Below are 12,643 nucleotides of genomic sequence, written 5' to 3' on the forward strand. Positions count from 1 at the left end.
GCGATTAATTAATTGATAATTGGTTTCGATAATTACAAACTAAAATAACCGGCCGCTCTCAAGCCGGACAAAGCTCCGGCTCTGAGGGCGTTTTTTTTATGCGGGCGTCATTACTTTAATAGTTATAGCTATCTCTTTTAAAATCCTTTAGCCTGTGATATAATAAAAGACAGGAGGACGGTTGAAGCTCACGGCTCAAATAGTGCCGCTCGCTTCAACTTCGAGTTTCATTAGGCTGTCGCCTGATGAAACATCGTTTATTGTATGCCGTTTTTCAGGCTAAAGCCTTACAAAACGGCGAAAAAAGGCAATTCGGAAGTTCAAACGTCCTCATTGCCTTTTTTAGGAGGAAGCTATGCCTACAATGACCATGACAAATAAACTGTATCAAGAATTGGAACAGGCAGCCCGAATGACCGGAGCGGCAAAAGATACCATCTTGGAAAATGCCCTCAGCCGCTACCTTGCCGAATTGAAGGAAGATGCCGAAGACGCAGTGTGTGCCGAAAAAGCGTGGAATGACTTTGAAAAAAGCGGAAAAAAAGCATATACCATCGCCGAAGTGCGGCACGAGTTAGGTCTATGAAAGTCGTCTTGACGGAAACATTTAAAAAGCAACTAAAAAAGTTGGACGCGGCAATCTCAAAGCGTGTTTTGGATTACCTTGAACAAATTGAGCTTCTTGATAATCCGCGTTCCCGCGGGAAAGCGCTTACTTCAAATCTTTCAGGGCTATGGCGGTACCGTGTCGGCGATTACCGCATTTTATGCCGTATTCGTGACGATAGATTAATTATCACCGTCATCGAAATCGGACACCGCGCAACGGTGTATCGATGAACGGAGGATAACGATGATACCGGTCTCACCCAAGAAGAAGTGGAAGCGATTAGCTAATTGGTAGTTCGGTTTATTCCCGGCTTCCGTTCCGCATCTAAAACCAACCGCTCTCACGTTGGAGGGAACTTCGGCTTGGGGGCGGTTTTTTTATGCGGGCTACTGGACAAAATTGCAGCAATTCGCTATAGTTCCGTAGGTTACCGAACAATCGGTAACCTTTTTCATCCGTAACTGTTTGGGAATTGTATGAAGGAAGGCGTTTCAACGCGGGACAAAATAATCGACGCAGCATTTTCGTTTTACCGCAAGCCGGTATTTACGCATATTTCGCTGTCGCAGATCGCGCAAAAAGTCGGCATCAGTAAAGCGGCCATCTTTAAGCATTTTCCGCGCAAAGCGTCGATCAGGCAAGCGATGAATGCGCGCATGTTCGACGGCATCGCGGAAGTCGTGCGGCGGATGCTCGAATGCTATCAAAACGGCAAGCGCATCGAAGCGATGTCCGAGGCGGTCGATTTTCTCGTCAATCACCGCGAATACGTCATGTATTTTCAATCGCAGCAATGTATCGTGGACGAAGGAGCCTTTGTACGGGAATTGCGGAAGCGCAGCATACGGGTGTTCGATTCGCTTTTTGCAAGGGACGGTTCGATTAAAGATACGGATCTTTATGTGATGAGTATCTACGTCGGTACGACGATTTTTATTTTTACGCTGATCCGTTTCGACGCGCTCGATACGAATACTCCGAACCTTGCGGACTCCGCCGACTTTGCGAATAAACTTGCAGCCCTGATTGAAAACGGTATCGGAAAAAATATTCCCGAAAGAAAGCGGCTCGCACAGCTCGATGCGCGTTTTAAATCCGCAATGCAAAAGAAAGCGCCGCTTACCGACGAACTTCTTGCACTCGCTTCCGTCGTGTCCGAATACGGAGCGGCCGGCATTACGATCGAACGTTTGGCAAAAAAATTGCGCCTCGCTAAAAGCTCACTCTATTCGCGCTATAAAAGTAAAAACGAAATGGTCGAATCGCTTATAAAAAACGAAGTGATTCGGATGCACGGTATGATCGCCGAAAATATGGACGGTTTGACGACGGATGAAGAATGTACGTACGCCGTCCTCCGAACGGAACTGCTGTATTTTATAAAGTATCCCGAGACAGTCGATATCTGTTCGAGTCTCATCGGCATCAACGATTTTGTCGATCGTGCCGAAGCGCCGGATTTTGTCGATACGATATACGATTCGGTTTATTGGAAGCGTTTTATCGCTTCGCTTCCCGATGTCGGTATACCCCCGACCTCTCAACGCGTTCTCGGCTGGTTTTTCGCGATCGTCGTTACGATGTTTATCCATTGCCGCAGATTCGGTTTTTCGGACAAGCGTATGTTTGCCGCATTGAAAAGATTATACGCGATGACGGAATCGGGAATCGGCAACACTGCCGTTCATAAGAGGGGCGGAAGCTGACGATCGCGGTGATACCGTTCGGTGTTTCGTGCGCACTTAATAATTTGTATGAACTTAGGAGCTAAGATGAATATATGCAATAAAAAATACAAAGCGATATTATTAATTTTTTTAAGCGTCGTGCTGCGCTCGTTTGCCCAAAGCGGCGAGACGGTAATGTTGACGATCGATGAAGCGGTTGCCTATGCGCGTGTCCACAGCCGCACGCTCAAAAGTGCGGATATCGATTTGGAAATAGCCAAGCGCGCGTCCGACAATGCGTGGAACGTATTTTTACCCGACGTGCGGGCGACGGGAACGCTCAATCGTACGACGGATATCAGTTCATCGATCGAGCAGGCAAATGCGCTCGGTGCGATAGGGGCTGCGGTTTTTGGGACGCCGTATACGCCGATTTCGGAAACCGAAAGCATGCACTGGGCGGCTGTCGGAAACTTGAGCGCGGGACTGAATTTAAGCCTTGCGTACATCGGTCAAATACGTGCGGCAAAGGCGGGCTATGAAGGCGGCCAAATCACGCGGGAACAAACCGAGCGAAAAACGATTACCAATGTTAAAAAGCTGTTTTTCGGTCTTTTGCTGCAGCGGGACAACCTCGCGATTCAGCGGGAAACGCTCGAAAACGCACGGCGGCGGAGCGTGCAGGCGGCGGTGAATTATCGAAACGGAAGGATTCCCGAACTGCAGCTTTTGCAGGCGCAAGTGCAGTATGAAAATCAAATTCCCGAAACGGAGCAGGCGGAAACTTCTCTCGCGCAGCAGCTCGATATGTTCGTGTTTTTGCTCGGTATGCCTTCCGGCACGAAGATCGAACTTGCGGGTTCGATCGATCCCGCTCTTATCGATGTCGATGCCGACGATTTGATCGCGACGTACGGGAACTCGTCGCTCGCTCTGCGTTCCCTCGACAACAATATCGAAACGCTCGAGCACAATCTTTCGGCGCTCGATTTTGCAAGTTTTTCGCCGGCTCTGTCTTTGAATTGGAATTACCAGCCGATGCTGCGCGACGCCTTCGATTCGAATTGGTTCGATAAGGATAATTGGAACGATAACGGCGCGTTCAGTGCGACGCTCGCGTGGAACGTCACGAATATGCTGCCGTTTTCGTCGAACCGCCAAAAAGCGAAAGACCTTCGCGCGAATCTCGAAAAGCTTAAAATCTCGCGCGAACAGCTTACTGAAAATCAAAAGCTCGAAGTGCGCACTGCGATCAATACGCTCGATCAGGCAAAACGCCAGATCGCTTCGATGCAGCGCAACGTCGAACTCGCGCAGCGCTCGTATGCGATGACGCTGCGTTCGTATCAAAACGGTACGACCGAACTGCTCGACCTCCGCGATGCGGAACGTCAGCTCAATCAAGCGCGGCTCGGTTTGGCGAATCAGCGCTATCAATATATTACGGCATTGCTCAATCTCGAAGAAACGTTGAATACGGATTTGACGGTAAAGAGCGCCGCAGCAACGACAAACGGAGGAACTCGATGAAATATTCGAATCGCTTTATACAAATCGCCCGCATCTTATCGCTCGTTTTAATAATCGCTTCGATCGCGGGCTGCAAAAAAAATACGGCTGCCGCCGGCGGTGAAGGAGACGATATCGTTTATGCCGTCAATACGTATAAAATCGAAAAGGGCAACCTCGATCAATATCTCGAATTCGGAGGAGACGTCGCATCGGTTTCGGCGGTCGACGTACTGCCGGATATGAGCGGAAAAATTTCGCGCGTGCTTTCGAACATCGGCGATACGGTTGCAAAAAATCAAGTGATCGCATACGTCGACGCGAGCCGTCCCGGCATGTCGTACAGCGAAAGTCCCGTGCGCGCTCCGGTAAGCGGAAGGATCATTACCTCGATGCCGTCGGTCGGTGCGACGGTTTCTCAGACGATGCCCGTCGTGCAGATCGGCAGCACGGACGATTTGGAAATCCGCGTCAATATTCCCGAACGCTTTGTGAGCCGCATTCAACGCGGCCAGTCGGCGACCGCGCAGTTTGCAGCCTATCCCGGCATCGAGTTTACGGCAAAGGTCGTCGAAGTGTCTCCCGTCCTCGATACGACGACGCGGACGATGGCGGTAAAGCTGCATCTTTCTCCGCCCGATGAACGCATTAAAGTCGGCATGTACGGAAGCGTCCGCCTCATTACCGACAGTATACAAAACGCGATCGTCGTTCCGTCGGGATCTGTCATCACGCGGGCGGGTAAGCCGTACATATTTGCAATTGCGTCTCAGGCGCAAAACGATAAAGCTGCCGTCGTAAAAATGCTGGCGGTAACGGAAGGTATTTCCGTCGACAACCGCACGGAAATTACGAGCGGGCTTTCCGCAGGCGATGAAATCGTCGTAAAAGGGCAGACGCTCTTAAACGACGGCGCAAAGGTAAACATCATCGGTGCCGCAAACTGAAGTAAGATTAGGTCAATTTCGAGTTTTCCAAAATTCGAAATTTTCCAAGCGTTTTGAACATCGATATTCAATTTATTAATTATTAAGGAAGTCGTAAATGACATTATCGGAATACTCCGTCAATAAACCCGTTACCGTGCTGCTCGTATTTATCGCGCTCATCGGGCTCGGCATTTTCTGTACAACGCAGCTGCCGGTCGATATGTATCCCAATATGAAGCTGCCCTATATGCTCGTCTATACCGAATACAAAAATGCGGGGCCGGAAGAAGTCGAGCAGAGTTTGACGCGCATATTGGAAAACGGGCTTTCCGGTGCGACCGGTTTGAAAAAAATGCAATCACAGTCGTCGTCCGGTTTAAGTCTGATCTTTATGGAATTCAATTTTAACACCAATCTCGATGCGGCGGTCGCCGAAATACGCGATAAAATCGATTTGGTGCGGAGCTATCTGCCGACGGGTGCATCTTCGCCTACGACGATCAGAGCCGATCCGTCGCTCATGCCGATCATGGCGCTCGCGCTGCAGGGGAACAGAACGCCCGAAGAACTCCGCCGATACGCGAAAGATATCGTACAGCCGCGCCTCGAACAGATCGACGGCGTTGCATCTGCACGGATCGTCGGCGGCCGCGAAAAATCGATCAACGTCGACATACCTCGCGACCGGCTCGAAGCGTACGGCCTTTCCATCACTTCCGTCGCGCAGATGATTGGTTCGCAAAACGTACAGAGTTCCGGCGGTACGATTACGAGCGGCGATATCAATTACACGATAAGAACGAGCGGTAAGTACACGAGCGTCGAAGATTTGAAAAATACCGTCATTTCGTATAAAGCGTCGGCCGCTCCGGGATCGGCGAGGCCTCGCATTACAACGATCCGCCTGCGCGACGTCGCCGACGTGTACGAAGGTTACAAAGACGAAAACACGCTCGCTTACCTGAACGGAACACCCTGCGTTATACTGAACATCCAAAAACAGAGCGGAAAAAATTCCGTAAACGCGGCGCACGCCGTGCGCAAGGCGATCAAAGCTATAAAAGTCGAATTGCCGTCCGACGTCGATATCATCGAATCGTCGAACGATACGGATATCATCGAGCAGACGATTGCGGAAGTCGTAAAGTCCGTCATCCAAGGCGCGCTGCTCGCGGTTATCGTGCTGTTTATCTTTTTGCGTTCGATTAAGAGCACGGTCATCATCGGACTCGCGATCCCCGTGTCGGTTTTCATCACGCTCTTTCTCATGTACTTTACGAAGATTTCGATCAACATGATCTCTATGGCGGGTTTGCTGCTCGGCATCGGTATGCTCGTCGACAACTCGATCGTCGTCCTCGAAAATATCTACGCGTACCGGCAAAAAGACGCGAAGCCGCGCGTTGCCGCAGTGCTCGGCTCTCAGGAGATGATCCTTTCGATCAGCGCGAGTACGTTTACGTCGGTATGTATTTTTCTTCCGATGCTCATGTTCAAAGGTCAGCTCGGTATGATGGGACAGATATTCAACGATCTCGCAATGACGATAATCTTTTCGCTTTTGTGTTCGCTCGTCGTCGCGATCGTTCTCGTACCCGTACTGAGCTCGAAGTATCTCCGCATCGATAAACTTGCGGACAGGGGAGAAGGGGTGCGGTTCGAAATCAACCGCCGGTTTACGCACTTTTTTTCGCGCCTCGACGATGTCTACGCGCGCGGCGTGAAATTCGTATTGCACCGTCGGAAACTGTGTATTTTTTCACTCATAGGCTTGTTGGTGTTGTCCGTTGCGGCCGTCAAATTCATCGGTTTTATTTTTATGCCGGAACCAGCATCGAATACCGTTTCCGTCAAATTCGAATTGCCGAAAGGAACTCGGCTCGAAGTCACCGACGATACGCTTCGGGGCTTTGAAACGACGGCGACGCAGGAATTAAAAGGTGTCAAATATTCATCGACGACGGTCGGCGGAACGGATATATTTTCATCGACGTCGGGAACGAATACCGGAACCGTGACGTTTACGCTGTACCCTGCTGAGGAGCGAGAGGCCGGCTGGGACAACGAAAAGTCGGCAAAGGCGAAGCTTCGAAAATATTTTAATAAAATACCGGGTGTCAAACTGAGCTTCGCGCAAAATCAAAACGGTATGTCCACCGGCGGTATGAGCATCAATGTCAAGTGCGACGATCTGAATAAGCTCCGTGCGACCGGTGCTCAGCTTGAAGAGCTTTTAAGAGAGCAGGCGCAGGATGTCGTCACCGAAGTTTCAAGCGATTTGGAAGACGGGCTGCCGCAGGTAGAATTGGTATTCGAACGCGAGCGTATGTACGAACTGGGAGTAAACGTATATACGGTCGGAAGCGAAGTGGCGGCGCTCATCAACGGTACGATCGCGAGCCGTTATACCGACAACGGCGACGACATCGACGTCATCGTGCGGCTTTCGAAAAAAGATAAAACGAAGCTTGCCGATTTGGATTTGCTTTCGATCGTAAACGCGTCGGGAGAACGCATCCCGCTTTCGAATTTCGCGCACTATAAAGAGACGACTTCTCCCGTGACGATTTTACGCGAGAATCAGGCGCGCGTCATTCACATCACGGCTAAGCCCGTGGCGGGACTTTCGCTTGATAAAGTGCAGGATAAAATACAAAAGCTTATAAATGCGAATATCCCGAAAGACGAAAACGTGCGCATCGGATTTTCCGGCGACTATGAAGATATGATGGAAGCCGTGAGAAATTTCGGTTTGATTATCATGATGGCGTCGATCCTCGTGTTTATCGTCATGGCGAGTCAATTCGAATCCTTTATGGATCCGTTTATCGTTTTGTTTACGATACCGCTGTCCTTTATCGGCGTCATCGCGATCTACGCGCTCAACGGTTCGCGTTTGAGCGTCGTCACCGTTATGGGCGTACTCGTTCTCGTCGGTACGATCGTCAACAACGGTATCGTCCTCGTCGACTACACGAATCTGCTGCGTAAGCGCGGCCTTGCGCTCGAAGACGCGTGCGTCGAAGCCGCGCGAAACCGCCTGCGCCCCATTTTGATGAGTACGCTTACGACCGTCATTTCGCTCATGCCGATGGCGTTTTTTCCCGGCGAGGGCTCGGCAAGTATGCAGCCGATAAGTTTGACGGTGTTCGGAGGCATGACCTTCGGTTCTTTGATGACGCTCTTTGTAATGCCGACCGTGTATTATATCGTCAATTCGAGACGGCAGCGGAAGCTTGAGCGAAAACTGCTTCGCACTCGCGAAGCGTAACGGATGTATGATAAAAAGTGTCGTCTGAAATATCGCCGACACTTTTTATCTCGAGTTTGCGCGGATGTTTGCAGAAGACGTGTATGTGGCGTTTCGATAAAAAACGCATGAATACGATACGCTTTATTTTGCAAACTCGACTATTGAACGTGTGCGCTTACGCGCACGGCTAAAAACTTTTTCGGAAATTGCTATTTCCTGCAAAAGTTTTTATGGGAGTCAATATGAACGAAATAAACGGAATACGGCGCGTTCGAATGGAGATCATATTTTCGCAGGCGCTGGAAGAAGATTTTCAGCAGGAATTTGCCGAACGCAAAGTCGGATTGCACTTTACGAAAATTCCTTCGGTGATGGGCGCCGGTTACGGTAATCCGCGGCTCGGAGACTCGGTGTGGCCGCAGCTCAATGCGATGTACATCATCTACTGCGACCGCGACGAAGAAGCTGAATTGAAATCGATTATTAAAAAGCTGCGTGAAAAATACCCGACCGAATGTGTCGGCTGTTTTATAAGCGAAGCGGAAGAGTTTTAGCGCCGCGCGAGATTTTGTCGGCGTAGCGCGGAGAACGTTTGTTATGATACGGACTGCTCGAGCGCTAAAAATTCTCGAAAAAAATTGTAAAAAAAACTTGCGTTATTTGAAAAGTGGCCTTATACTACTGATAGGTACTTCGTAAGATATTACTGATATATTATAGATTGCCGCGAACCCATCGAAGTAATCATGGATGGAACCGGAAAAGAATTGCTTTTCGATCCGCAGGTGATCAAAGCGTATTTGGGCGGATGACAGCGTCATAATCGATTGTCCGCAATATAAATTATTAAATCAATATGGGGGTACGTATGAAAAAGATTATTAACAAACCGGAAGATTTTGTAAACGAAATGATGGAAGGTATCGAACTCGCATACGGCGACAGAGTGCATTTTCTCGACGGTGACTGCCGCGTGCTCGTTTCGGGCTATCCCGTAAAAGACGGCAAAGTCGGCATCGTGACGGCCGGAGGCAGCGGTCACTTGCCGGTGTTTTTGGGCTATGTCGGAAGCGGTATGCTCGACGGCTGCGCGATCGGCAATGTGTTCGCTTCTCCGTCATCGCAGAAGATGGCGAATATGATTAAAGCGTGCGACCGCGGCAGCGGCGTTTTGTGCCTCTACGGAAACTACGGCGGCGATAAAATGAATTTCGACATGGCCTGCGAAATGGTCGACATGGACGATATTAAAACGAAAACCGTACTCGTGTGCGACGATGTCGCTTCGAGCGCAAAAGAAACGGCGGCAAAGCGCCGCGGTGTTGCGGGTATGGTGTATGCGTTTAAAGTTGCCGGTGCGGCCGCCGATAAAATGATGTCGCTTGATGAAGTCGCTTCCGTTGCGGAAAAGGCGCTTGCAAATATCAGAACGATGGGTGTCGCGCTTTCTCCGTGCATCGTTCCGGAAGTCGGAAAGCCGACGTTTTCCATCAACGACGATGAAATCGAAGTTGGCATGGGCATCCACGGTGAACCCGGAATCGAAGTGCGCAAAATGATGACGGCCGATGAAGTCGCAAAGGTTATCCTCGATAAAATCCTTGCCGATATGCCTCTTGCTTCCGGCGACAAAGTTTCCGTTATGGTAAACGGACTCGGCGCAACGCCGCTTGAAGAGCAGCTCATCGTCTATCGTTCGATTGCAAAGATGCTCGCCGCTAAAAACGTAAGCGTTTTTATGCCGCACATCGGAGAATTCGCCACATCTATGGAGATGGCCGGCCTGTCGATCACCGTATTCAAACTCGATTCGCAGCTTGAAGAATTGCTCCGCGCTCCGGCATCGACTCCGTTCTATACGAATGAAAATAAATAGTATATCTAAGAACTGAGGGGCTGTTTCGAAAGCGCTTGCTTTTTCGACAGCCTTGTTCCCGATTATTAATTTTATGGAGGCTTCGTATGAATGCACAGGATGTAAAAGGTGCATGTAAAATTATAAGCGATGTCATGACGAAAAACAAAGATTATCTCATTCGGCTTGATCAGCAAAACGGTGACGGCGATTTGGGCATTTCCATGAGCGAAGGTTATAAAGCGGTGAGCGATTTTCTCGATACCGCCGATGAAACGGACTTGGGAAAATTATTTATGAAGATGGGGATGACGTTTAACGAAAAGGCACCGTCGTCGCTCGGAACGATTACGTCGATCGGCATTATGGGTATGGCGAAAGCGATGCGCGGCAAAACGGATATCGATTTGGCGGAAACGAGTGCCGCATTTAAAGCGGGGATCGAAGCGATCAGTGAAAAATGCGGATCGAAAGCCGGAGAAAAAACGATCATGGACGCCTTTATTCCCGCAGTCGACGCGCTTGAAAAGCACAGCGCCGACGGTGAAAAAAAAGCGTTCGAAGCCGCCGCCGCCGCCGCTGCAAGGGGTTCGGAAAATACGAAGAACATGAAAGCGGTACACGGACGTGCGGCATACTACGCGGAAAAAAGCATCGGAGTGCTCGACGGCGGATCGGTCGTCGGCAAACTCTTGTTTGAAGCGATAAATACGTATTGTCAAGGAAAATAATTATATGGACAAAAAGATATACGATGCATACGTAGCGATTCTCAAAACAGAACTCGTACCCGCGCTGGGGTGTACCGAGCCGATTGCCATCGCGTTTGCGGCGGCGAAAGCGCGCGACGTGCTCGGGAGTTTTCCCGAAACGATACGGGTCGAAGCGAGCGGCAATATCGTCAAAAACGTACAGGGCGTAACCGTTCCGAACTCCGGCGGTCTAAAAGGGATCGATGTCGCAGCGACGCTCGGTGCGGTCGGCGGCGATGCTGAAATCGGTTTGGAAGCGCTTTCCAAAATCACCGAAGAACAGATTAAAAAAGCGAAACAACTTGTCGATTCCGGTTTTTGTACGTGCAGTCTTGTCGACGGCAAAGACAATCTGTATATCCGCGTGACGGCAAAGAGCGGAGAAGATACGGCTGTTGTCGTCGTTTCGGAAAAGCATACGAATATTACCTATATCGAAAAGAACGGAAATGTACTGATCGATGTGAAATCGACCGGTGTAAAAAACGATGCGGGAAACGAAGCGAACAAATCGCTGCTTTCGGTACGGGATATCATCCGCTTTGCGGATGAAGTGAACATCGACGATGTGCGCGCCGTTATCGAACGGCAGATCGAATACAATACCGCCATATCGAAAGAAGGGCTTGCACGCGAATACGGAGCGAAGATCGGACGCACGCTCGAAAAGCTGTACGACAAAAACGACGTACGCGTGCGTGCCCGTGCTGCCGCCGCGGCGGGAAGCGATGCGCGTATGAGCGGATGTCCGCTGCCCGTCGTCATAAACAGCGGCAGCGGCAATCAGGGGATGACGGTATCGCTGCCGGTAATCGAATATGCGAAAGAATGGAATGTCCCGCACGACAAATTGATCCGCGCCCTCGTTTTGGCAAATTTGATTGCGCTTTTGCAAAAGCGGTATATCGGCAGTTTGAGTGCGTTTTGCGGGGCGGTATGCGCTGCGACCGGAGCGGGATGCGGCATCACGTATTTGCACGGCGGCGATGAAGATGCCGTTGCGCGTACGATTACGAATACGCTTGCCGATGTAGGCGGTATCGTGTGTGACGGAGCAAAACCGTCGTGCGCGGCAAAAATCGCATCGGCTGTAGACGCCGCCATATTGGGATTTGAACTCGGCTCGCACGAAGGCGTCGCATTTAAAAGCGGTGAAGGTCTCGTAAAAGAATCGGCGGAAGATACGATACGAAGCTTCGGACGCGTGGGTCGCGAAGGCATGCGTTCCACCGATACCGAAATACTGCATATCATGTTGGAAAAATAAGGTTTCCGAGCATGGCAGCGACGAGAGAAAAATATTCGAACAATACGCTGAAAGATGTGTATTACGATATTATCCTTCAGCGTATTATCCGCGATGAATATAAATCCGGTGACATCATCACGGAAAAATCTCTTGTCGACGAATTTGACGTAAGCAAATCGCCGATTCGTGAAGCGCTTATTTCGCTGTGCAATGAAAAATTATTAAAAAGTATACCGCGCTTCGGATATGAAGTATCATCGATTTCCGATAGGACGGTTTCGGAGATGCTCGATTACCGTGTCGTATTGGAATGCGGATATCTCGATCGGAATTGGGATGCGATAACGGATGAGCGGATAGTGCAGCTGCAAGAATTGGTGTATAAGGATTACAGTAAGCCGGAGCAGCGAGAGGCGCTCGAACACTGGGAAAAAAATTGCACGTTTCACTTGACGCTTTTTTCGTTTTCGAACAACGCTTTTTCATACGAACAGCTTGCCGCCGTTATGCGTGCGCTCGGCATTGCCTATGTGCGTTCGTATTGGAAAACCTTGCACCTTACGCGGGTACAGAGCGGCGCAAATTATCACAAACAGCTTATTAATTATTTGACGGACGGAAATAAGCAGGCTGCCGTCGAATGTTTGCGAAAAGACATCGTAGAATTTTTTACACCCGGAAACTGAAGCGGCGTTAAGGCTGCCGCAGTGGAAACTTCATCCTTTCGGAATAAAAGGTATAAAAGCCGACTGCGATTCCTTGTGAGGACACACGGAGTGACGTTGTGCGTCGCACCGTGTGATAGGAGACGCTCGCAAA

11 protein-coding genes are annotated in these 12,643 nt (G+C 49.9%); all 11 read left to right on the plus strand.

The window, feature by feature from the left end:
* The first annotated feature begins 355 nt into the window (after positions 1–355).
* The 11 genes from HMPREF0860_RS06205 (at position 356) to HMPREF0860_RS06255 (ending at position 12,510) form a co-directional block, all read left to right on the plus strand.
* A complete protein-coding gene (locus tag HMPREF0860_RS06205; protein ID WP_021330180.1) occupies positions 356–586 on the plus strand; it encodes a hypothetical protein in 231 nt (76 codons plus the stop codon).
* A complete protein-coding gene (locus HMPREF0860_RS06210; protein ID WP_021330188.1) occupies positions 583–840 on the plus strand; it encodes a type II toxin-antitoxin system RelE family toxin in 258 nt (85 codons plus the stop codon). The genes HMPREF0860_RS06205 and HMPREF0860_RS06210 overlap by 4 nt, the downstream gene beginning before the upstream one ends.
* Positions 841–1,086: 246 nt before the next feature.
* On the plus strand, positions 1,087–2,316 hold the full coding sequence (locus HMPREF0860_RS06215; protein ID WP_021330183.1) for a TetR/AcrR family transcriptional regulator: 1,230 nt from the start codon (positions 1,087–1,089) through the stop codon (positions 2,314–2,316).
* Positions 2,317–2,382: 66 nt separating this feature from the next.
* Positions 2,383–3,807, plus strand: coding sequence for a TolC family protein (locus tag HMPREF0860_RS06220; protein WP_021330178.1), 1,425 nt, complete (start codon positions 2,383–2,385; stop codon positions 3,805–3,807).
* The gene (locus tag HMPREF0860_RS06225) at positions 3,804–4,733 is read left to right on the plus strand and encodes an efflux RND transporter periplasmic adaptor subunit (RefSeq protein WP_021330192.1); all 930 of its coding nucleotides are present in this window, start codon (positions 3,804–3,806) and stop codon (positions 4,731–4,733) included. Before HMPREF0860_RS06220 ends, HMPREF0860_RS06225 begins: the two co-directional genes overlap by 4 nt.
* A 97-nt stretch (positions 4,734–4,830) precedes the next feature.
* On the plus strand, positions 4,831–7,986 hold the full coding sequence (locus HMPREF0860_RS06230) for an efflux RND transporter permease subunit (RefSeq protein ID WP_021330182.1): 3,156 nt from the start codon (positions 4,831–4,833) through the stop codon (positions 7,984–7,986).
* 224 nt (positions 7,987–8,210) lie between these two features.
* Entirely contained in the window at positions 8,211–8,522 is a 312-nt protein-coding gene (locus tag HMPREF0860_RS06235) for a PG0541 family transporter-associated protein (protein ID WP_021330189.1), read from the plus strand.
* 314 nt (positions 8,523–8,836) lie between these two features.
* On the plus strand, positions 8,837–9,844 hold the full coding sequence (locus HMPREF0860_RS06240) for a dihydroxyacetone kinase subunit DhaK (RefSeq protein WP_021330181.1): 1,008 nt from the start codon (positions 8,837–8,839) through the stop codon (positions 9,842–9,844).
* A gap of 86 nt (positions 9,845–9,930) precedes the next feature.
* A complete protein-coding gene (locus HMPREF0860_RS06245) occupies positions 9,931–10,554 on the plus strand; it encodes a dihydroxyacetone kinase subunit L (RefSeq protein WP_021330184.1) in 624 nt (207 codons plus the stop codon).
* Positions 10,555–10,558: 4 nt separating this feature from the next.
* On the plus strand, positions 10,559–11,842 hold the full coding sequence (locus HMPREF0860_RS06250; protein WP_021330191.1) for an L-cysteine desulfidase family protein: 1,284 nt from the start codon (positions 10,559–10,561) through the stop codon (positions 11,840–11,842).
* Positions 11,843–11,853: 11 nt separating this feature from the next.
* Complete coding sequence (locus tag HMPREF0860_RS06255; RefSeq protein WP_021330179.1) at positions 11,854–12,510, plus strand: GntR family transcriptional regulator; 657 nt, start codon at positions 11,854–11,856, stop codon at positions 12,508–12,510.
* Positions 12,511–12,643: the final 133 nt, after the last annotated feature.

Source organism: Treponema socranskii subsp. socranskii VPI DR56BR1116 = ATCC 35536 (assembly GCF_000468115.1).
Classification (GTDB): domain Bacteria; phylum Spirochaetota; class Spirochaetia; order Treponematales; family Treponemataceae; genus Treponema_D; species Treponema_D socranskii.